Origin of the sequence: Bradyrhizobium oropedii (assembly GCF_020889685.1) — a bacterium.
Classification (GTDB): domain Bacteria; phylum Pseudomonadota; class Alphaproteobacteria; order Rhizobiales; family Xanthobacteraceae; genus Bradyrhizobium; species Bradyrhizobium oropedii.
The window spans coordinates 24,982-46,998 of record NZ_JACMYO010000051.1 but is presented as its reverse complement, the minus strand read 5'-3'; the positions used below and the strand labels follow the sequence as shown (position 1 = coordinate 46,998).

The window sequence follows — 22,017 nt, the reverse complement described above, 5'->3', positions numbered from 1 at the left end:
CAGCGCCGACGCGAGACGGCCGATCCGCTCCCTGGTTTGAAGATAGGTGAAACGCTTCAGATCGCGGTAGACGATCTCCTGATCCGGCGCCTGCACACGCGGCGTGTGCCACAATTGCTTGAAGATGAGCGGATATTGATAGGCGGATTTGGCGGTCTGAATCAGCCTTCCTACCATGGCGGCCTCCCTCGACTTGTCATTCCCTCCAACCGATGCAGGCGTCTGCAATTCTGAGTGCGCGGATCGCCTGGTCAGCCGTCCTGTGCCGCGACGATTTCACCGCGCGACCTTACGGCGGAAGCGTCGCGTGATGCCCGCTCCTTGTGAAGGTCCGAAACGGACATCGCCCCGGTCTGAACCGGACAGGCTGCTCGCATGACAGGCATCGGTCTTGTCCGAAATTGCTCTCTTTGTCGTATTCGAGTTCTTTTCAACGCGATCCATGCTGCTCCGCAGCAAGGACGACGCGGCCAATATGCCTTGGGTTGTACAGGGAACCGGTTATGTTCTGTTGCATGGGCGAACAGAATCCGCCCAGGAGAAGCTAGGCCCGGCTCAAACATACGGTGTCCTTTTCCGTCGCGGAAGGAAAGGCTGGTTCAGATTGCGACCAACCACGCGACCCAAGAGACATCAGGGCTCACACGGCGACATCATGACCGTCGGCGTCAGCGACAGGGTCTATGAGACCACCAAGCTGGGCGCCGTCTTCGACGTGCTGATCAGTCACGCGTCGCCGCCGATGCCATCTTGCGCGACGTGCGCATCCCGTTGCAGGACATCCATTCGCCGCAGGCAGGGATATCGCTGACGCAGTTGATCACCATCTGTCAAAACGCGCTCCGGCTATCGACCGACCGCCACCTGCTGTATCGGATCGGCGCGTCGATCCACGTCTCGACCTACGGGATGTACGGCTATGCGCTCCTCTGCTGTCCCGACTTCCGCAAGGCGATGGATTTTGCGATGCGCCACCACGCACTCGCTGCGCCCCTGGCAACGATCGACTTCAGGGAAGACAAGGCTGACGCGAGATGGGTCATCGAACCCAATCTGCATGCGATGGGCGACTCCGCACTCTACCGTTTTGTCACCGAGATGCAGATCGGCATCCACATATCGCTGATGCGCGACATCATGGGGCCGACCTTTGCACCCTCGGAAATCACGCTCACCTACCCGCAGGCGTCGGACTTCGAGCTTCCGCGGAATCACATCGGATGCCCGGTCCGGTTTCGACCAGCCGGTCAATCAGATTGTCTTCCAGTCAAAATGGCTGGATCAACTTGCCGGCCTAGGCAACAAGACGACGTATCCGACCATTGTCGCCCTGTGCGACGACTTGCTCGGAGACCTGACGTTACGGATCGGGATCGCAGGGAAGATTCGTACCGTCCTGCTCCGCGACATCGCGAACCCTCCGACCTTTGAGGCCATCGCCAAGCTGCTTGGTGTGAACGAACGGTCGCTGCGGCGCCAGCTTCGTCAGCAAGGCTTCTCCTTTCGCGGACTGCGGGATGAATTGCGGAGGCAGATCGCTCTTAAATACCTCCGCAGCACGTCTCTGGCCAACGAAGACATCGCCCTTGCGCTCGGATTCAGCGATGCCGCGAACTTCAGGCGCGCATTCCATCGCTGGACCAACAAGGCGCCGAGCGAGATCCGCGGCGAATAATCGCAGCTCGTTCAACTGCCGCGCAGCGCTGCCGACGCGCGAACAGGTGACGGCCAGCCCGAGGCGGGCTCGACAGCCAGATGCTCGAAAAAATGGGCCGATGGCGGCGGCGCTGGCCATCGGCCCAACTGACCCGGTCGACGTCACGCAAGGACTGCGACGACGACGAGCATCTCGGGAGAAGAAGACGCCCACCTCAGGTCGGGTGTCGCACGCATGGTACGGGGGTGAGTGCGACGCAATTCAAGCTACATGATCGCGGTGATCGCCGCTTGTCTGGAGTTGTCGTGAACACAGACCAGCGGAGTTGACGGCACGTCGCGCCCGCCCGTATTTGCGCAAGCCCGTTCATATGGGCGCAAGGTCATTCGCGAAGCTATGCGACGGCGACGCTAGAACTCACGGCATCAAGTCCGCCGTGGAGCTACCCAATGACGAGAATTGCCATTCTCATCGCGTCTGTGGCGTTCAACGTCGCGTCGATCGCTGCCCGTGCTTCCGAATGCATATCGAATTCCGACATCGCGGCCTCGCGCACCCGTCTGGCGGCGACGCGCAGCCTGCCAGCCGGCATGGCACACGACGACAGGACTTGCCGTGCGTACGCCGCCTCGTTCTACGAGCTGGTAACCATCCGCCAGGCAGCCGCGAACTGCGTCCGCGGCTCCGATCGCGAACGTGGCCTCGCGCTTCTGGATTCGGAGATCGACGCCTTCAACGACGCCCTCGCCCGATGCGGCGGCTAACGCTTACCGCGAGTGGGCATGGGTGTGGTCGCCGGACCAGTCGCCTTTGGCTTTCGAACGGAACGGAGATTTCGGTGTGATCAACAGCGGTAGCGCGGCCAACGGCAAACGGGCTGGTTCCCGCAGGCCGAGCGAGGGCCGAGCTACGGAAACCACGAAGCCGGCATCGGCGCAACGGACGAGCCCGATGCGCCGGAATCAACGTTGAGATCTGCTTGATAACCGCGTCGGGATGAATCATCCGTGGCGCAGGGGCCGCCGCCGGCAAGCCCCTACGGTATCGACCAGCGATAGTCGCGCGGCGACATTCCGACGTGCTGCCGGAAACGCCGCGCACAATGGCTTTGATCCGCGAAGCCCACCGCCAGGGCGATTTCCGAAAGGGACAGGTTCGTGTGCGATAGCATTTCCATTGTTCGCTCGACCCGGCGCCGGATCAGATAATCATGTGGCGTGAGGCCCACAGACCGCTTGAATGCGCGGACAAAGTAGCACACCGAGAGATTCGCGAGCCTGGCCAGTGCTTCGACACTGATCCGCTGCTCGATGTTGGCGTCAACATGATCGCGAATCCGACGCAAGACTCTCGGAGGCAATCCGCCTCGGATAAAGCCCTGCGATGGCGCGGCAGCTGCACGATCGACCACGCCGGCTGTGAGCGACTGTGGCAGGCGAGGCTCGGGATCTTCTTCCGCGACTGAAGGCCGCAACAGCAGCATCAAAGGCTCGATTTGTCGTTCGTCCAACGATTTGAGCATGATTGGATCCTCTGTTAGATCGGTTCTCGTCGCTTCCGCATCGAGCATGGGAGGGCCCGATCACTTCGCGTTAAGAAAGGTGCTTCGTCGTGCCAGTGAGGATGATGGACGCCCTTCGCGGCGCCAATCGTGCCGGGGTCTGATCCCATCACACGTTGGTATGGGCGAGGTGTGGTACGAATGATCGATCTATGAAAAGCGTGCGCGTTTTGTACAAAACAGGGCAATCAGGCGGGTTGGCGCGTAGCTCAATTGTGTTGCTGGCGAACCGCCGCTCATAATTTCCGCAGCGACGGCTCCGCTTGGCGACCATACTTTCGTGTGATGATGCTAAGGCCTTGAACCATGGTATGGACATCGGTATCGCTGCTCATCCAGCCACTCGGTGGACTGTAACATGCCCCAGGCGTCCGGTGAGACCCCTGTCGTGCACATCGTCGACGACGACGACTCGCAGCGCTTTGGGCTCGACAGCCTGCTTCGTTCGGTGGGTCTCGCGGCACGGACCTACGGTTCGACGCAGGAATTCCTGAAAGCGGATCGGCTGGATGGGCCTGGCTGCATCGTGCTCGACGTTCGCCTTCCAGGCACCAGCGGGCTCGATTTCCAGGAGGAGCTGGCGACGTTGGGAATTCGCCTGCCGGTCGTCCTCATGACGGGGCACGGCGACATCCCGATGTCGGTGCGCGCGATGAAGGCCGGCGCTGTCGACTTCCTGCCAAAGCCGTTTCGCGAGCAGGACATGATCGACGCGGTCACTGCGGCGATCAATCGCGATCGGTTGCAGCGGGCGAACGAGAACCAAGCCATCGCCATCGTCGACCGCCACGCGACACTCTCGCCGCGGGAGCGCGAGGTCATGGCCCTGGTAACCGCGGGCAAAATGAACAAGCAGATCGCCGCAGAGCTCGGCCTGAGTGAGGTCACGGTTAAAATTCATCGCGGCGCGGCAATGCGAAAGATGGGGGCCCGCTCGCTGGCTGACCTCGTTCGCATGGCGGATGCGTTGAAGGACAGGGCGCGATGACCGGAAACATGCCAAACGCATGCCGCGAACTCACCTGGCGCCAGCAGGCATTGCCTGCGGCCGCCTCCCCAGGGGCTGAAACATGGCTGCGGGACATCTGATTTCGATTGTCGACGATGATCCCTCGATGCGAGACGCTCTCGCAGGGCTGATCCGTTCGCTGGGACACGAGGTTCGTGTCTTCGCGTCGGCCGAAGCCTTTCTGGCATCCGACGAGCTCGGGCGCTTCTCATGCGCGATCACCGACATCCAGATGCCGGGCATGAATGGAATCGAACTCAAGCGGCAACTAAGCCAGCGTCACGAGACCGTCCCCGTGATCATGATCACCGCCCGCGCCGAGCCCGATCTCGAAGAGAAAGCCATGTTGAGCGGTGCAGCGTGCTTCCTCCGCAAGCCGATCGAGGCGGCGACATTGGTCGGCTGCCTTGAGAAGGCGCTCCGCACTTAATAGGACATATCGTCATATCACGCCGGCCTCGTGCGCAAGCGCGGCCGCCTGTGTACGTTTACGCGTCCCAAGCTTCTCATAGATGCGCCGCAGGTGCGTTTCGATGGTATTCTCGGTCAAGAAAAGAGTCCGGGCGATTGCCTTGTTCGTGCTTCCCTTCCAGACAAGCCGCAGGACCTGAACTTCCCTGGAGGTCAGGCGAACGGCGTTGCCAGCATCGGCGCTCGCCACATCCCCCCGGTCCGGAGCGGTCGACCGGGCGATCGGCTCACCCAGTTCGCGCAGAAGCCCGACCAGGCGAGCTTCACCAGTAACTGACGACCGCACCGCCAACGCTTCGGTGAGCCAACTCTCGTCGGCCAACACCCGCACCATTCCGCTTTCCGCGGCACGAGTCGCCGCCTGATCGAACGCCTCGCTTGCCTCACGCCGGCGCCCCGCCGCTTCGAGCGCCTGCGATTCGAGGAACAGGAGCCGCAACGCGCGCCGTCGACGCCCGGCCGATTCGGCCGCGTGCCGTTCGGCGCAGATCTTTGGCAAGGCCTTGGTGCCCTCACCGGTCGCCAGGCACAAGCGCAATCCGGCTATCAGCACGTCGTCGATCTCGCTGGTATGTGGATTGAACGCACCAAAACTCTCCCACATGGCCGTATCGCTGCCGTTGGCCAGCGCCCGGCGCGCGCTCTCAGCGTCGTTGCTGCGCAGCGACGCATATGAGCGCTCAAGCCACGCAACGACCCCGAGCCGGCGCAGGCCCCGCCGTGCGCCAATCTCGCCAAGTCGGACCAGTACCGCGTGGCCCGCATCGACGCGTCCGCGCAGGAAATAGAGCCGAGCTGCAATACGATGCAACATGATGAGGTGATCCGGCAGTCCGGTCTCGATCACAATCGGCAGATAGTCGTCTACCAGCGACTGGCAGGCGTCAAGCTCGTTGGCCTCGTACAGGCATTCGGCGAGATAGGTCGCGATGACGGCGCCGGCGCTGCCATATCGCTGGCCGGCGTCGATCGCACGAGTGAAGGCCTCCTCCAGCCTCGCGCGCGCCACCACGACCTGCCCCAGATTCAGCTCGAGCGCAGCGGCGAAGCACACGCTGTAGCTCAGGACATAGAGCGCATCGATCGGTTCGCAGGCCTCGCGCGCCCGCGTCAGGTCGCGCTCTGCCTCGGCATATTGACCCAATGCGATATGGCAGAAGGCCCTTGCATTGCTGACCAATCCTGCGGTGAATTCTCCGAAATGAGTAGCCTTGGCGCGCAGCTCCTCGATAGCGCCAAGCAGCTGGGGAATACTGTCGGTCCAACCGAGCAGCATCATCCGCATGGCGATGGTCTCGTCGTCGCCGGCGCGCTCATCTACCCGCTCGATGACGTCCATGTATCGCCTGGCCGCCTCGTAGCGGTGTGCAAAGATCGCGGCGAAGGCAGCGGCCCGCAGCAATTTCGGCCTGCGGTACACCTCGGTGTCAGGTAGCGTTTCGATCGCGCGCGCGGTGTCGGCCACGCGGCCCGATTGGAGGTTGTCCATTGCGAATACGGCGAGCAGATCCCCTGCGAGTGACTGGTCATTTGCCGCCAGCGCATGTGCGAAGGCCTCATTCATGAAGCCGTGGGCGGCCGCCCAGTCCGCCGCCCGCCGATGAAGCAGAGTCAGCCGCTCTATCCCATCGCGAGCCACGTGCGCGCGCAGAAAATCCGCAAGCAGGGGATGATAGCGATACCAGAGTTGCTCGGCATCGATCGGGACGAGGAGAAGATTGTCCTGCATGATCTGAGAGATCATCTCCTCGCTGTCCGATCGCTCCAGCGCTGCATCGCACAATTCGGCACAGAATTGGCCGAGCACAGCGGAGTACAGGAGAAATTCGCGTTGCGGAGCGGACCGGCTGTCGAGGATCTCTTGCGCGAGGTATTCGGCAATGCCTGCGTTCATTCCGGAAATGGACCGCAACGCATCGGACCCATGCTTGCCGTGGATTGCCGCCGCCGCAAGCTGCAAGACGGCAGGCCATCCTTCGGTGTGCTGCTGCAGTGCACGAATGACCGGTGCGCCGACGTTCTGACGCTCGAGAAACGCCTGGGTCTCCTCGAGCGTGAAGCGCAGTTCGCCTTGACCAAGTTCGAGAAGCTGGCCATGCGCGCGCACCCGACCAAGCTCCAGCGGAGGCCTGGTGCGGCTGGCAAGGACCATGCGGTGATGCATGTCGAGATCGCCCAACAGGCGCTGCAGAAACGCCCAAACGCCCCGGTCGACGATCAGTTCGAGATCATCGAGAAACAGGGTGACCGGCACGTCGGAGTGCGACAGGCGCGCGATCAGGTCGGCTGCCCTGCCCTGCGGCGGGTTCGCGTTGGTTGCGTAGGGCTCCGGGGCTGGGCTTTGCGGATGTCCCCCCAGCACGGCCTGGACGGCCGCGGTCAGCGATTGCAGGAAACGACCGAGATCGTTGTCGGCCTGCTCGACCGCGAGCCAAACCGCAGCGACATCGCGTGCCTGGAGACGCTGGCGCAATTGCTGCATCAGCGTGCTCTTGCCAAATCCGGCCGGCGCACAGATCAGCGTGAGCTGGGCGTGGCTTTCGTCGATCTGGGACACCAGGCGGGCCCGCTCGACCATGGCAGCCGGCGCCCGCGGGGGCGAAAAGCGAGCGCCTCGCAGGCCTGCCGTTGAATTCTCGTGGGATAACGGCATCCAGTGCTCCAGCCCGGCGTGATGTGCAAGGAATGCTGCGACGGTAGTTTTCCACTGTCAACACAGCCGCTTGCGTCCGTGACCTCCTATTCACGGTTCTCCGTGATCCCGTGTCCGCGCAGCGCTCTTTAACTCCCGCCCATCGTCATTCATCAACCGGTGGGGAGAGGAAGTTGGCTTGTCACGGCGCGACTGCGCAACAACATCTGGACGGAGCGCCTCGTTTGGCAGCCGGGCGAGGTGGATATGCCGCCCCCTGGCGATAAGGCGCCCCGGCCCCGGCCCCGCGCACTCGATGACCGGCGATTGCGCAAGATCATGCAGTTCGTTGAGGCCAACCTGCACGCCGACATTCGTCTGAAGGATTTGGCCGATGTCGCGAACCTGAGTCCGTTTCATTTCTCCAGGGCTTTTCGGAAGTCGACGGGCGAGCCGCCCCACCGCTTCGTGCGCGGATGCCGCCTGGAAAAGGCAAAGCAACTTCTCATCGAGAGCGACGCGTCCCTTGCGGAAATCTCGCTGATCTGCAACTTTTCCTCGCAATCGAGCTTTACCAGGGCCTTCACCCGCGCCTTCGGAGCACCGCCTGGCACATTCCGCAAGGACGGCAAAAAGCCGCCGCGATAGTCAGGGCGACACGTTCAAGGTCGTTGTGCGAGAGCAAGATCGGTAAAGACAACTGTGGTATGAGGATGCCTAGATAGCTACTGCTGTCGCGCGACTGCTCGGACGGAGCCTGGCCCACTGGTATCTCCGACCGTGCACCTGACGACAACGAGGTCGAGGGGGTCCGGCATGGAAGATAGCAGCGCTTTTGGCGAAGCGTTTGGCGAACGCCTACGGGCACGCGCCACTTCGTTCGTTCGCACATTGCGCCACACCCAGATCGCAGTGACGGAGGTGCGCAACGACGACCCTCCGCACGGTCTGTCAGGTGACCAAATACGTGAGGACGCGTTTCTGGTCACGGTGCAGTTGCGGGATTATCCTGCGCATGAGTATTTCGAGGAGGGACGAATCGCAGGGCTGACGTCGCTCAAGGCCGGAGAGACGGTGCTCTACGACATGAAGCGCAACCCGCAATTCCTCATCAACAACCCGATTCACAGCGTTCATTTCTATTTCCCGCGGGCCGCGCTCGAACTTGTTGCGGACGGCGCTGAAGCGAAGCGGATCGATGAGCTGCGGTACCAGCCGGGCGCGGGGGTTGACGATGCGGTGATGCGCGGCCTGGTCGGCTCGCTCAGACAGGCGTTCGAGCATCCCGAACAAGCGAGTCGCCTGTTCGTCGAACATGTCACGCTGGCTGCCTGCACCCATGCCGCGACGACCTATGGCGGTCTTCGGCCGGCGACCAGGCCCGCGCATGGCGGGCTCGCGCCGTGGCAAATCAGGCGCGCGGAAGAGACGCTGGCGGCCGATCTCGAGGGAGATATCTCGCTGGCGGACCTCGCCAGCGATTGCGGTCTGTCGGCCAGCCATTTTTCCCGGGCGTTTCGACAATCAACCGGGCTGTCGCCGCATCAGTGGCTGCTGCGGCGCCGTGTCGAATTGGCGAAAAGCCTGCTGTCCGACCGCAAGCTGACACTGTCGGAAGTGGCGCTAGCGTGCGGATTCGCCGATCAGAGCCACTTTACGCGTGTGTTCTCGCGCCTCGCCGGGACCAGCCCGGGCGCTTGGCGCCGCAACAGCGGCTAAAGTCATCTACAAGCGTTGGGTTAATGATCGGAATCGACAATACGCGCACGTTTTTTCAATCATCTGCTCGATAACCCCGTCAATCTACGGGGAAATAGCCGCCAGTCGCCGCGGATTTGTATGCTTTCGGCATGTTCTAGCCCGCGCGTTCGCGACGGCGGTTACAGTACCGATTGGCCACCGAATCCGGGGACAGTAACACTCAAGCGACCGAGACTTGGGATGCAAGAAAGCAGCGGTTACGGCGAGCGGTTCGGCGAGCGCTTGCGGGCGAAGGCGACCGCGTTCGTTTCGCGCACCCTTCGCAATACCGATATCGCGGTCACCGAGCTTCGCTCTGACAACCCCGAGCTCGGCATATCGGCGCCGCTCGTGCGCGAAGACGCCTATCTGATCGGCTTCCATTTCGTCGACTACCCGGTGCACGAGTATTTCGAGGACGACCGCGTCGCACCCGTGACATCGCTCAGAGCCGGAAACACCACGCTCTACGACCTCAAGCGCAGTCCGCAATTCACCATCAACAAGGCGTGCCACTGCGTTCATTTCTACTTTCCGCGGACGGCCCTGAACATCATCGCGGATAGCGCCGAAGCAGCCCAAATCGGCGAGTTACGCTACCAGCCCGGTGTCGGAATCGACGATCCCATCATGCGCGCGCTCACCTCCTCGCTCGTCCCCGCATTCGAAGCACCGGAACAGGCCAGCCGGCTGTTCATCGACCACGTGACGCTTGCGGTCGGCATTCACGTCGCCAAAACCTATGGGGGCATGATCTCCGCGGTCCGCCCCCCGCGCGGCGGATTGGCGCCGTGGCAATTAAGGCGTGCACAGGATGCCCTTGCCGCCGATCTCCGTGGCGGCATTGCACTGGCCGATCTGGCGAACGAGTGCGGCCTATCAGCGAGTCACTTCACCCGAGCCTTCCGGCAATCGACCGGTCTTTCACCACACCAGTGGCTGCTGCGGCATCGCGTGGAAATGGCCAAGCACCTGCTGCGCGATCGACAGATCCCCCTCTCCGACATCGCCCTCGCCTGCGGTTTCGGTGACCAGAGCCATTTTACCCGCGTTTTCACCCGCCTGACGGGTATCAGCCCCGGTGCCTGGCGCCGAAATCTGGACTGACGCCGTCATTCGCTTCCTGGTCGAAATCGGCAAAGCCTGCGGCATTCTGACAATCGTTTTCTGCAAGAGCGATGCAAATAGCACCACCGCACCTTGCAGGAGAATCACTCGTGACCGACCAGGGCGCCTACGGACAGCGGCTTGCAGATGTCTTTCAGCTCGAGCGTGCGCCGTCGTTCGTCACGCGCTCGCTGCAGAAGTCGACAATCGCCGTCACCGAAATCAAATGCGGCATCACCAACCACGGCCTGACCGCGCCGATTCCACGCGAAGAGGCCTTTCTGATTACACTGCAGCTGCGGGATTGCCCGAGGCACGATCTGTTCATCGATGATCGGCAGGTGCCGAGCGGCCATTTGCAGGCTGGCTCCGTCTGCATCTACGACCTGCGATCCAGCCCGGTCGCCAACAGCATCAGCCCTTTTCATTCGCTGCACTTCTACGTGCCGCGGGCAGCGCTCAATGCCATTGCCGATATGGAAGACAGTGGCCGGGTCGACGAATTCGACAACAAGCCCGGCCTCGGCACCAGAGATGCGACCCTCGGCGGACTTGGCGAGGCCTTGCTGCCTGCGTTCCGCCGCCCCGAGGAGGCCGATCAGCTCTTCGTGGATCACTTGACGATCGCCGCCATGGGTCACGCGATCAAGACCTATGGCGTGGCACCGCGACAGGCTTCATCGGTCGTTACGGCCTTGACGCCGATGCAGGTCCGCCGCGCCGAGGAGCTGCTGAGCTCCCGTTTGGATGGCGAACTCTTCGTATCCGACCTTGCAAGCGAGTGCGGGCTTCCGACCGCTGCATTCCTGCGGGCGTTCCGCGCGGCGACCGGCGTCAGCCCCCATCGCTGGTTGATGCAGTATCGGGTCGAGCATGCCAAATCCCTGCTGAAGCGAGCGCCGGTCAGTCTGAGTGAAGTCGCCAGGCTGTGCGGGTTCGCCACCGACGATCACATGGCGCGGAGTTTCAGGCGTGTCACCGGCCAGCATCCCAAGAACTGGAGGAAGGGATAGGCCGCAGACGAAGGATTCAGCCGGCCAACCGGCCGATTGCGCTTCGCGACATCTCGGCGAGCAATGGTCATGAAACAGTTGAGGAAAACAGACACCATCATCGAACGGAAACCGCTGGACGCCAGCCAGAGCGCGACGACCAGCTTCCTCTCCGAGTTCGTGGGTGCCCTTCTCAACACCAAGCGGCCGCCGAATGTACTCGTGCCGCAAGCCACCTCGCTCGGCGAGCAGGTACGGTATCTCGCAAAGCTTTGGCTTTTTGGCGTCGTCCTGATGACCGCGGCGACCTGGGGGATGGTGAGGCTCGATATCTTCGATCGCCCGGGCACCGCGGCTCTCGTCTATCTGCTCATCATCGTCGTGCTTTCGCTGATGGACAGCTTCATCACCTCGGCGATCTTCTCTTTGGTCGCGGTCGGCTGCCTGGACTACTTTTTCATGCTGCCGCTCTATTCCCTCGAGATTGCAAGCACGCAGGACATGGTGGCGCTCGCGGCTTTCATCGCAACCTCGTTTGCGATCACGACGCTGGTGCGCAGGGCACGGCACTTCGGCGAGGCGCAGCATCAGCAGGCCCATCTTCTCGACCTGACGCCCGATGCGATCCTCGTCCTCGACGTCAATCGCGTCATCACATACTGGAATCGCGGCGCCGAGAACCTGTTTGGCTGGAAACGCGATGAGGCGATCGGAAAAGTCGCACACCTTCTGTTGAAGACTGCTTATCCCGCCCCGCTCGACGAAATTCTCGAAACCTCGAAGCGCATGGGGCGCTGGGAAGGCGAGCTTGTCCAGACAAACCGGGACGGCGGGCAGGTCTATGTCCAGAGCAAGTTGATCCTGCGACGGGACGTTCGCGGAAACCCGATCGGCGCCCTCGAGAGCAATACCGACATCACGGCCCGAAAGCGCGCCGAAGAGGCGCTTCGCAGGAGCCAGGCCGCGTATCTGTCGGAGGCGCAGCGGCTGAGCCATACCGGCAGCTTCGGCTGGAACGTCACGACCGGCGAACTAACGTGGTCGGAGGAAAGCTTCAGGATATTCGGATATGACCGAACAACCAGCCCGACGCTCGATATGTTGTTTCAACGCGTCCATCCGGAGGACCGCGACCTCGTGCAGCGGACGCTGGAGCAGGCAACCTCGCGCGAAGAGCCACTCGATTTCGAACATCGGGCGCAGATGCCGGATGGCTCGATCAAGACCTTGCACGTCGTCGGCCGGCCATCAACCGACGAGAGCGGCCAAGTCAAGATGATCGGCGCCGTCATGGACGTGACGTCGCACAAAATTGCCTACGATGCCATGGAGAACAGCGAACTGCGCTATCGCAATCTCTTCAAGTTCATGCCGATCTCGCTCTGGAAGCTCGACGTGCGCCGGCTGATGGAGATGTTCGACGAGTTGAAGGGGAACGGTGTGACCGACTTCCGTGCCTATCTCTCGGACCATCCCGAGTTCTTCAACCGCGCAACGGATGTCATCATTGCCGAGGAGGTCAACGAAGCGACCGTCCGCATGTTCGGGGCCAGCAGGCAGGAAGAACTGCTTGGATCGATCGGGCGTTTCTTCAAGATGCGTCCAGACACGATGGAGCGAATCCTGGAAAGCCGCTTCAACGACGATGCGCTGTTTGAGGAGAAGTCGCAGCTCGTCACAATGGACGGCCGCCTGATCGACGTGCTCCTGACCGCGGAGCGCACCGAGTTCGGCGTCGCTCTGGCTGGATTGGTCGAGCTGACCGACCTTGTTCGGACACAGGAGACGCTAGAACGATTGCAGATCGAGTTTGCGCACGCAGCGCGGGTTTCAACGCTCGGCGAGCTCACTGCTTCGATCGCGCATGAACTGAACCAGCCCCTCGGAGCGATCACGACCAATTGCGAGGCCGGCTTGCGATGGCTCGATCGGCCGGAGCCAAACCTGAACGAGGTCCTCGCCCTGACCCGGCGCAGTCTTGCGGATGCGCGGCGTGCGGCGGACATCATCGCCCGGGTGCGCGCCATGGCAGCACGCCGCGCGACCGAGCGCGTACTTGTCGGACCTCACGACGTGATCCTCGAGGCGCTGCAATTTCTTCGTCACGAAGTCGAGTGGCGCGGTGTCACCGTGTCACACATCTTTTCGCCCGCGGCGCCGCAGGTTCTGGCAGACAGGACCCTGCTGCATCAGGTCATCGTCAACCTCGCCGTCAATGCCATGCAGGCGATGGCCCAGGTCGGGACGGCCGAGCGCAGGATCACGGTGCGGACGGCTTCCTCCGACGGAGCCATGTTGCGCTGTAGCGTCGAGGACAGCGGCCCGGGAATCGAGCCCGATCACCTGCCCCGCCTGTTCGACAGCTTCTTCACCACCAAGCCGGGCGGCATGGGGATGGGATTGTCCATCTGCCATTCCATCATTGAGGCGCATGGCGGACGGATCGAAGCCGACAATGGCAGCATCCACGGCGGCGCTCGATTCTCGTTTACGCTTCCAGCGGCCGGCGGAACCCGGCAATAGCCATTGCAACGCGCCAACACGACCTGTGGGCGGCATGGCGGCGGCCAAGAAGAAGCGCAAAACCATCCCAGAGGTCGCAATCCCATTCAATATGGCGAACGGAGCCTGAGGCACTGTCGCCGGCGACGCGGATCGAACCCGATCGCGTGTCGGACGCGTTGGCCCCACAGGTGACAGATGCCCGAATCCGTCTTGAAATCAGCACCGCGCGCAGACGCGCCGACAGCCACTCCCCGCCTGTTCGTACTCGAACTGAATGCCGGCAACATTCATTCGATGAATATCGATGGCTCGGACAAGAAGACCATCGTCACCGGGTGCCGGCACCCGGACGGAATCGTCGTCGACGTCGAGGACGGCCACATCTACTGGACCAATATGGGCGTTCCCAGCAAGAACGACGGGTCGATCGAGCGCGCGGATCTGGACGGCGGCAGTCGCAGGACGATCGTGGCCGAGGGAGGCACCTACACACCCAAGCAGATCATCCTCGATAAGAAGGCTGGCAAGCTCTACTGGTGCGATCGCGAGGGGATGCGCGTCATGCGCGCGAACCTCGACGGCTCCCAACTGGAAACGCTGATCGAGGCCGGGCACGGCGACGCAGATCGCCGCGACCAGACCAAGTGGTGCGTTGGCCTCACCATCGATCACATGCACAACAAGATCTACTGGACGCAGAAGGGCCCCGACAATGCCGGCCGAGGCTGCATCTTCCGCGCCAATCTCGAGATTCCCAAGGGCGAGACGCCGGCCAGCCGTACCGACGTCGAAGTGTTCTTCGGCCGCCTGCCGGAACCCATCGACCTCGAACTCGATGCCAAGAACCGGGTCCTTTACTGGACCGATCGCGGCGACGCACCGCGCGGCAACACCGTGAACCGGGCCTCGATCGACAACAAGCCGGCCGAACCGGACATCGTGCTGACCCACCTCATGGAGGCGATCGGCATCGCGCTCGACGTCCCCAACAACCGGATGTTCGTGACTGATTTCGCGGGATCCTTGTACTCGTCAAAGCTGGACGGGTCGGCCGAACGCAACTTCCTCTACGCCCAGGGCAACCTCACCGGCATCGCCTATGCCGAAATCCCGAAGGAGATCTGACATGTCACAACAGAAGCCCATTCGCCGGGTCGCGATCATCGGCACAGGGGTCATCGGCGCAAGCTGGACCGCCCTCTTCCTGGCGAACGGCCTCGAGGTTGTGGCGACCGACGTTGCGCCGGACGCGGAAGCGGCCCTCAGGCGCTTTGTTGCGGCGGCCTGGCCGGCGCTGCAACGATTAGGCCTCGCGCCCGGCGCAACACAAAGCAAGCTGACCTTCACGGCAGCACTCGTGAACGCCGTCAAGAACGTCGATCTGGTCCAGGAAAACGGCCCCGAGAAGATCGATTTCAAGCGGACGCTGTACAAGCAGCTCGACGAGCTCCTGCCGCCCGATGTGATCATCGCCTCCAGCTCGTCCGGCCTGACCATGAGCGAGATCCAGGCGGCCTGCCCGGCGCACCCCGAGCGCTGCGTGATCGGGCATCCCTTCAATCCCCCGCACCTCGTGCCGCTGGTCGAGATTGTCGGCGGCGCCAAGACCTCGGAGGACACGATCCGCCGGGCAGCTGAGTTCTATACCGCGATGGGCAAGCGGACCGTGCGCCTGCACAAGGAAGTGCCGGGCCACGTCGCCAATCGCTTGCAGGCAGCGCTGGCGCGCGAAGTCTATCACCTGGTCGCCGAAGGCGTGGTCAGCGTCGCCGATGTCGACACCGCCTTGAGCTGGGGCCCGGGCCTGCGCTGGGGCATCATGGGCCAGGTGATGCTCAATCATCTCGGTGGCGGCCAAGGCGGCATCGAGCACTTCCTCAAGCAATTCATCGGTCCCATGACCGCCTGGTGGAAGGTGCTGGGCTCGCCGGAGATGACGCCCGAAGTTCAGCAAAAGCTGATCGACGGCGTTCACGCCGAAGTCGGCGCGCGCTCGATCGATGATCTGGCTGCCGAACGCGACGAGATCCTGCTCGGACTGATCGAGATGCGCAACAAGGCGAGCAAGGCAAACCAGGCGAAGGTCGCCTAGACGACAGCTGCCCGATCGCGCCGATTCGCCTCCAGAGGTCGTGCCCCTCTGGGGCGAATTGATTTTGCAGGGCAGCTCCGTCGTCACGACCTTGCGGGCCGCGACAACAACGCAAAAACGTCCCCGGGACGGCAAGCGGCTTCAAGAACACGAGCGGCACTCCCGGCACATTTCGACCACGACCGAACGACGCCCAGTGCGTCGCCGCGCTCATCGCTTTCAAATGTCCTGCCCAGGAGATCGAACATGGCCACAGCTGCTGCAGCCCGCAAAACCGACGCGAAAGCGCTGCCGGTACCAAACGGTGACTTCTATCAGCTCGTCGAACTGCTGACCGCCGACGAACTAGCGCTGGTGAAAAAGGTCCGGGCCTACATGGACGCCAAGGTCAAGCCGATCATCAGCAAATACTGGTCGGACGACGCCTTCCCGTTCGAGCTGCTGCCGTCATTCAAGGAGCTCGGCATTGGCGGCCTCGGCTACGAGGGATATGGATGCGCCGGCGGCAGCCAGAAGCTGTTCGGCTATGTCGCGATGGAGCTCGCGCGCGTCGATCCGTCGATGTGCACGTTCTTTGGCGTTCACAGTGGCCTTGCGATGGGCTCGATCTATCTCGACGGTTCCGAGGAGCAGAAGCAGAAATGGCTGCCGCAGATGGCGCGGTTCGAGAAGATCGGATGCTTCGGCCTGACCGAGCCGCTGATCGGCTCGGGTGCCAGCGGCGGCCTGACCACGACCGCCAGGCGTGACGGTGATAGCTGGATTCTGAACGGTCAGAAGCGCTGGATCGGCAACGCTCCCTGGTGCGACCTCTCCATCATCTGGGCGCGCGACCTCGCCGACAACCAGGTGAAGGGCTTCATCGTCGAGAACAAGACCACTCCCGGCTTCAGCGTCGAGAAGATCGAGCACAAGGTCGCGCTCAAGGTGGTGCAGAACGGGCAGATCACGCTAAAGGACGTGCAGGTCCCCGAAGCCAACCGGCTGCAGGGCGGCAACTCTTTCCGCGATACCGCCCGCGTGTTGCGGATGACCCGCTACATGGTCGGATGGGCCTCGACCGGCGCGCAGATGGGCGCGTTCGAGAACACCCTTGCCTATACCCAGAGCCGGCAGCAATTCGGCAAGCCGATCGCCTCGTTCCAGCTGGTGCAGGACCTGCTGGCCAAGATGCTCGGCAATCTCACCGCGTGCCAGTGCATGATGCTCCGCCTCGCGCAGCTCGACGACGAGGGCAAGCTCGGAGACCATCACGCCGCGCTCGCCAAGGCCTTCTGCACCGCCAAGGCCCGCGAGACGGTGGCGTGGGGACGCGAACTGCTCGGTGGCAACGGCATCGTCGCCGACTATCACGTCGGCAAGCTGTTCGCCGATGTGGAGGCGCTCTACTCCTACGAGGGCACCTATCAGATGCAGAACCTGATCGTCGGCAAGGCGATCACCGGCATCGGCGCCTTCGTCTGACCACATCGGAGGACGGGCGTCAGACCACTCCGCCCGTCCTCATTCCATCAAAAGGAGACAGCCATGGCAGCCCAGTTGGCGCTGGAGAACGTGCTCTACGAGAAGAAGAACGGTATCGCCTATGTGACCCTCAATCGGCCGAAGGTCCTCAACGCGCTCAATACGCCAACCTGGATCGATCTGCGGAAAGCCTTCCTCGACGCGAAGGAGGACGGCTCGGTGCACGGCGTGATCCTGACCGGCGCGGGCGACAAGGCCTTCATCGCCGGCGCCGACATCGGGGAGCTCGCCCATGTCGATGCCTACGAGGCCGAGGAATCCAGCCGTTTCGGCCAGGAAGTTCTCAGCCTCGTCGAAAATCTCGGCAAGCCCGTGATCGCGGCGATCAACGGCTTTGCGCTGGGCGGCGGATGCGAGACCGCCATGGCCTGCACCATCCGGATCGCCGCCGAACATGCCAAGTTCGGCCAGCCCGAAGTCAAGCTCGGCCTGGTACCAGGCGGCGGCGGCACCCAACGGCTGCCGCGCCTGGTCGGCAAGGGGCGCGCGCTGCAGCTCATCCTCACCGGAGAGACGATCTCGGCCCAGGAAGCCTACCGCATCGGGCTGGTCAACGAGGTCGTGGCCGCGGCAAATTTGGTCGCGCGCGCAGAGGCGATCCTGAAGCAGATTTCGGCCAACGCGCCGATCGCCGTGAAGTTCTCGCTGGAGGCAGCCAACAAGGGCCTCGACACCAGCCAGAGCGAGGGATTCGCGCTCGAGGCCTCCTATTTCGGCATCTGCGCGGCGACCGAGGACAAGAAGGAAGGTACGTCCGCCTTCCTCGAGAAGCGGCTGCCGCAATTCCACGGACGGTGATGCACAAGCGAACCCGGATGGATGATCATGGCAATCCCGAGCCAACAGCCGATTCCAGACGCCCAATTTCGCCTGACCAGCGCCGACGGCATGTGCATCGCATGTGCGCGCTGGGACAGCCGCGGTCCGACCCGCGGCGTGGTCCAGATCGCGCATGGCATGGGCGAGCATCTGCGGCGCTATGCCGACACCATCGAAGTCATGGTGTCGGCCGGGCTCACGGTCTACGGCAACGATCACCGCGGCCATGGACTTTCGGCACGTTCCGCAGCGGCTCTCGGGGATTTCGGCGAAGGAGGCTTTGAGCTCCTGGTCGCCGACATGCTGCGCCTCACCGAGCTTGCCCGCGACGAAAATCCCGACGTGCCCCTGCTACTGCTCGGCCACAGCATGGGCTCTTTCGCCGCGCAACGCTACGTGATCGATCACAGCCACGAGATCGACGGACTCATGCTTTCCGGATCGGGATCGCTCGATACTCTGGCTCGCCTCGTGAATGCGGCGCCGCCGGGCGCAAACCTGCTGAACGCGGCCTTTGAGCCGGCACGGACCCCGTTCGACTGGCTGAGCCGCGATCAGCGGATCGTCGACGCCTTCGTCAACGATCCGCTGTGCTTTGCGGCATTGCAGCCGGATTCGCTCGCGTCGTTTCTCGGCTCGGCACGCCGGCTCGCGGACCCCATCGCGCTGTCGAAGATCCGCCGTGACCTGCCGGTCTATCTGTTCTCCGGCAGCGAGGATCCCGTCGGCCAGCACCTGGCTGGCGTCAATCTCCTGATCGAACGCTATCAAGCTGCCGGCCTGCGCGACATCGCTTTCGACTTCTATCCGGGCGGCCGCCACGAGATGCTCAACGAGATCAACCGTCGCGACGTCCAAACCGGTTTGCTCGGCTGGATTTCAGATGTGCTGGACCGGTCGGACGTCCACACCAACCATCTTTCCATTGCGCGAGAACTGCAACGCTGAGGAGACGGCAATGTCCACTGACAACATCTTTTCCGGCCTGAAGGTCGTGGATCTGGCGAGCTTCATTGCCGGTCCCGGCGCTGCCGTCATCCTCTCGGATTACGGCGCCGACGTCATCAAGGTGGAGCCGCCGAGCGGCGACACCTGGCGGATCGGCTACAAGATCCCGCCACAACCGCGCGCCAAGGACAACTATCCCTGGCATCTCAGCAATCGCAACAAGCGGAGCCTGACGCTCGATCTGAAGTCGCCACACGCGGCCGAGATCCTCGAGCGGCTGGTCAAATGGGCCGACGTCCTGATCGTCAACACGCCACAACCAGCGCGCAAACGCCTGAAACTCACCTACGAGGACGTCTCGGCCTGGAACCCGCGCCTGATCTACGCCGACCTTACCGGCTACGGCGACAAGGGGCCCGATGCCGACCTTCCCGGATTTGACATCACGGCCTATTGGGCGCGGAGCGGCCTGTTATCTCTGACCCGGGACGCTGGCGCGCCGCCGACCCTGCCGGTCTCGGGTAGCGGCGATCACGCCACGGCGGTGAGCCTCTACTCCGCCATCGTCACCGCGCTGTACCGCCGCGAACGGACCGGACAAGGTTCCTCCGTGACGACATCCCTGCTCGCCTCCGGCGTCTGGGCCTGTGGCGTCTCGGTGCAGGCTGCCCTCTGCGATGCCCAGTTCTATCCGTTGCACGATCGCAAAAGCCCGCCGAACGCGATCTTCAACGTCTACCAGGCATCGGACGAAACCTGGTTCCTGATCGTGCTGACGCCGGACCGCTGGCCGGCCTTTGCAACCGGGATCGGCCGCCCGGACCTGCTGTCGGATTCCCGGTTCTCGGATGCGGCCAAGCTGGTGGCAAACGCAAAAGAGCTCGCCGCGATCCTGGACGAGGTATTCCACGCGCAGCCGATGCCGCACTGGCACGACGTCTTCGACCACAACCACATCACCTTCGGCGTCGTCCGGGCGCCCCACGAGGTCGTCAAGGATCCGCAGTTGCATGACAACGACATCGTGGTTCCGCTTCAAGGCGCCGGCGGCAATCTGACGTTCACCGTCAGCAGTCCGCTGAAGGTCCATGGCGTGACCAAGGTCGCCGCCCGGCGCGCGCCCGAACTCGGCGAGCACAACGCCGAGATCCTGAAACAGCTCGGCTATGACGACGGGCGGATCGAGGGCCTCCTGGTCAGCGGCGCCGTGCCACGCGCGAAGGAACAAAAACCTTCCGCAGCCTAGCAACGGCCGCAGACACACAGCGAGGCGGACATGACGGAGCATCAGGTCACAGTCTGCGAAAGCGGCGACGGCCGATATTCGGAGACGATCAGGATCGGCCGCCATACGCTTCGCTCGGACGAAGCGGCAACAAATGGCGGCGACGACCACGGGCCGTCGCCGTACCAGCTCATCATGGCTGCTCTCGGCGCCTGCACCGCCATGACGGTCCGGATGTATGCGGAGCGCCACAAAATGCCGCTCACCCGAACGACGGTCGAGCTACAGCATTTCACCCTGCCGTCGATCGGCGACGCAGGCACGCTCGACTACTTCACCCGGACCATCTCTCTTGAAGGGGATTTGACTGACGAGCAGAAGCTGCGCCTCCTTCAGATCTCCGAAAAATGCCCGGTCAGCGAAACCCTGCGCCGGTCGGCCACGGTCGATGCCCGGCTGGCCGGCATGCCAGGCACGGAGCCCGCCGCATGACATACGATAAACTCTTCGCAGACGCGCTCAAGCCATTGCATGATGAGCAGCGCTACCGCGTCTTTATCGAGATCGAACGAATCGCCGGCCGCTGTCCGCTGGCAACCTGGCAATCCCCCACGGGACCGCGCACCGTCGTGCTTTGGTGCTCAAACGACTATCTCGGCATGAGCCGGCACCCCGACGTGATCCGCGCGATGACCGAGACCGCCGCCAGGACCGGCATCGGCGCCGGCGGGACCCGCAACATCGCCGGGACCAACTCGCCTCTGGTCACGCTCGAGCGCGAACTTGCGGACCTGCATGGCAAGGCCTCGGCGCTGGTGTTCACCTCCGGATACGTCTCGAACCAGACCGGCATCTCGACAATCGCAAGGCTGATTCCGGACTGCCTGATCCTGTCGGACGAGCTCAATCACAACTCGATGATCGAGGGTGTCAGGCAGTCGGGCGTCGAGAAGAAGGTCTGGCGCCACAACGACACTGCAGCACTCGAGCGCCTGCTGGCTGCCGAGCCGTCCCGTCCCAAACTCATCCTGTTCGAGAGCCTCTACTCCATGGACGGCGACGTGGCGCCGATCAATCGCATCTGCGATCTAGCCGGGCGCTATGGCGCCATGACCTATTGCGACGAGGTCCACGCCGTCGGCATGTACGGCGCGCGCGGCGCCGGCGTCGCCGCACGTGATGGCGCGATGCACCGCATCGACGTGATCGAGGGGACGCTCGCCAAGGCGTTCGGATGCCTCGGCGGATATATTACAGGGAGCCGAAACCTGATCGACGCGGTCCGCTCCCACGCCGCCGGCTTCATCTTCACCACCGCCCTGCCGCCGCCGCTCTGCGCCGCCGCAACGGCCGCGATCCGCCACCTCAAGACCTCGGACGAGGAACGCCGATTGCAGCAGAGGCACGCCGCGCGGCTGAAGCAAGTGTTAGTTGCGGCGGGACTTCCCATCCTGCCGACCAGCACGCATATCGTGCCGCTCATGGTCGGCGATCCCAGACTCTGCAAGCAGGCGAGCGATCTGTTGCTCAGCGATTACGGAATCTACATCCAGCCGATCAACTACCCGACGGTGGCCAAGGGGACCGAGCGACTACGTATCACGCCGACGCCGTACCATGACGATGCGCTGATCGATCAACTCCGGGACGCCTTGGTGGACGTGTGGCAGCGGCTGCGCCTTCCCCTCGCCAATTCCCTGGTTGCAGCTGAATAGAGATTGGTCGGCCCCGGTCG

The 22,017-nt window shown here is 63.0% G+C and carries 20 protein-coding genes; 18 read left to right on the top strand and 2 right to left on the bottom strand.

What is annotated here, in order from left to right; translation table 11 throughout:
• Positions 1 to 747: 747 nt before the first annotated feature.
• From H8A95_RS16600 to H8A95_RS16590, 3 genes are all read left to right on the top strand, one after another.
• A complete protein-coding gene (locus H8A95_RS16600) occupies positions 748 to 1,431 on the top strand; it encodes an AraC family transcriptional regulator (protein ID WP_338027861.1) in 684 nt (227 codons plus the stop codon).
• The gene (locus H8A95_RS16595; protein ID WP_233287074.1) at positions 1,343 to 1,675 is read left to right on the top strand and encodes a helix-turn-helix transcriptional regulator; all 333 of its coding nucleotides are present in this window, start codon (positions 1,343 to 1,345) and stop codon (positions 1,673 to 1,675) included. Before H8A95_RS16600 ends, H8A95_RS16595 begins: the two co-directional genes overlap by 89 nt.
• Before the next feature lie 431 nt (positions 1,676 to 2,106).
• Complete coding sequence (locus H8A95_RS16590) at positions 2,107 to 2,421, top strand: hypothetical protein (protein WP_229166471.1); 315 nt, start codon at positions 2,107 to 2,109, stop codon at positions 2,419 to 2,421.
• Between the two features lie 272 nt (positions 2,422 to 2,693).
• On the opposite strand, the gene H8A95_RS16585 is transcribed toward H8A95_RS16590, so the two are convergent.
• Positions 2,694 to 3,179 (bottom strand): helix-turn-helix domain-containing protein, encoded by a 486-nt coding sequence (locus H8A95_RS16585; protein ID WP_229184087.1) that lies wholly within the window; start codon positions 3,177 to 3,179, stop codon positions 2,694 to 2,696.
• 397 nt (positions 3,180 to 3,576) lie between these two features.
• On the opposite strand from H8A95_RS16585, the gene H8A95_RS16580 reads away from it, so the two are divergent.
• Together H8A95_RS16580 and H8A95_RS16575 are read left to right on the top strand one after the other, a co-directional pair.
• Positions 3,577 to 4,206: a response regulator transcription factor gene (locus H8A95_RS16580; RefSeq protein ID WP_229166473.1), complete on the top strand. Its 630-nt coding sequence runs from the start codon at positions 3,577 to 3,579 to the stop codon at positions 4,204 to 4,206.
• Positions 4,207 to 4,288: 82 nt separating this feature from the next.
• A complete protein-coding gene (locus H8A95_RS16575) occupies positions 4,289 to 4,657 on the top strand; it encodes a response regulator transcription factor (RefSeq protein WP_274617422.1) in 369 nt (122 codons plus the stop codon).
• Between the two features lie 12 nt (positions 4,658 to 4,669).
• On the opposite strand, the gene H8A95_RS16570 is transcribed toward H8A95_RS16575, so the two are convergent.
• Positions 4,670 to 7,276 carry a winged helix-turn-helix domain-containing protein gene (locus H8A95_RS16570; protein WP_229184085.1) on the bottom strand — a complete coding sequence of 869 codons (2,607 nt, stop codon included), beginning with the start codon at positions 7,274 to 7,276 and terminating at the stop codon, positions 4,670 to 4,672.
• Between the two features lie 381 nt (positions 7,277 to 7,657).
• On the opposite strand from H8A95_RS16570, the gene H8A95_RS16565 reads away from it, so the two are divergent.
• The 13 genes from H8A95_RS16565 (at position 7,658) to hemA (ending at position 21,997) form a co-directional block, all read left to right on the top strand.
• Complete coding sequence (locus H8A95_RS16565; protein ID WP_229184084.1) at positions 7,658 to 7,978, top strand: helix-turn-helix domain-containing protein; 321 nt, start codon at positions 7,658 to 7,660, stop codon at positions 7,976 to 7,978.
• Positions 7,979 to 8,146: 168 nt separating this feature from the next.
• Positions 8,147 to 9,049, top strand: a complete 903-nt coding sequence (locus H8A95_RS16560) for a helix-turn-helix domain-containing protein (protein WP_229184083.1) — start codon at positions 8,147 to 8,149, stop codon at positions 9,047 to 9,049.
• Between the two features lie 222 nt (positions 9,050 to 9,271).
• A complete protein-coding gene (locus H8A95_RS16555) occupies positions 9,272 to 10,177 on the top strand; it encodes a helix-turn-helix domain-containing protein (RefSeq protein ID WP_229184082.1) in 906 nt (301 codons plus the stop codon).
• Positions 10,178 to 10,287: 110 nt separating this feature from the next.
• Positions 10,288 to 11,190, top strand: coding sequence for an AraC family transcriptional regulator (locus H8A95_RS44175; protein ID WP_229166481.1), 903 nt, complete (start codon positions 10,288 to 10,290; stop codon positions 11,188 to 11,190).
• A 69-nt stretch (positions 11,191 to 11,259) separates the two neighbouring features.
• On the top strand, positions 11,260 to 13,692 hold the full coding sequence (locus tag H8A95_RS16545) for a PAS domain S-box protein (RefSeq protein ID WP_229184081.1): 2,433 nt from the start codon (positions 11,260 to 11,262) through the stop codon (positions 13,690 to 13,692).
• A 192-nt stretch (positions 13,693 to 13,884) separates the two neighbouring features.
• Positions 13,885 to 14,799 carry a 3-hydroxyacyl-CoA dehydrogenase gene (locus tag H8A95_RS16540; RefSeq protein ID WP_338027860.1) on the top strand — a complete coding sequence of 305 codons (915 nt, stop codon included), beginning with the start codon at positions 13,885 to 13,887 and terminating at the stop codon, positions 14,797 to 14,799.
• Between the two features lies 1 nt (position 14,800).
• Positions 14,801 to 15,766 (top strand): 3-hydroxyacyl-CoA dehydrogenase NAD-binding domain-containing protein, encoded by a 966-nt coding sequence (locus H8A95_RS16535; protein ID WP_229184079.1) that lies wholly within the window; start codon positions 14,801 to 14,803, stop codon positions 15,764 to 15,766.
• 246 nt (positions 15,767 to 16,012) lie between these two features.
• On the top strand, positions 16,013 to 17,230 hold the full coding sequence (locus H8A95_RS16530) for an acyl-CoA dehydrogenase family protein (protein WP_229184078.1): 1,218 nt from the start codon (positions 16,013 to 16,015) through the stop codon (positions 17,228 to 17,230).
• Positions 17,231 to 17,293: 63 nt separating this feature from the next.
• Positions 17,294 to 18,088: an enoyl-CoA hydratase-related protein gene (locus H8A95_RS16525; RefSeq protein WP_229184077.1), complete on the top strand. Its 795-nt coding sequence runs from the start codon at positions 17,294 to 17,296 to the stop codon at positions 18,086 to 18,088.
• 27 nt (positions 18,089 to 18,115) lie between these two features.
• Entirely contained in the window at positions 18,116 to 19,057 is a 942-nt protein-coding gene (locus H8A95_RS16520; protein ID WP_229184076.1) for an alpha/beta fold hydrolase, read from the top strand.
• A 10-nt stretch (positions 19,058 to 19,067) separates the two neighbouring features.
• Entirely contained in the window at positions 19,068 to 20,303 is a 1,236-nt protein-coding gene (locus tag H8A95_RS16515; RefSeq protein ID WP_229184075.1) for a CaiB/BaiF CoA transferase family protein, read from the top strand.
• A 30-nt stretch (positions 20,304 to 20,333) separates the two neighbouring features.
• A complete protein-coding gene (locus H8A95_RS16510) occupies positions 20,334 to 20,774 on the top strand; it encodes an OsmC family protein (protein WP_229184074.1) in 441 nt (146 codons plus the stop codon).
• Entirely contained in the window at positions 20,771 to 21,997 is a 1,227-nt protein-coding gene (gene hemA, locus H8A95_RS16505) for a 5-aminolevulinate synthase (protein WP_229184073.1), read from the top strand. Before H8A95_RS16510 ends, hemA begins: the two co-directional genes overlap by 4 nt.
• Positions 21,998 to 22,017 lie beyond the last annotated feature (20 nt).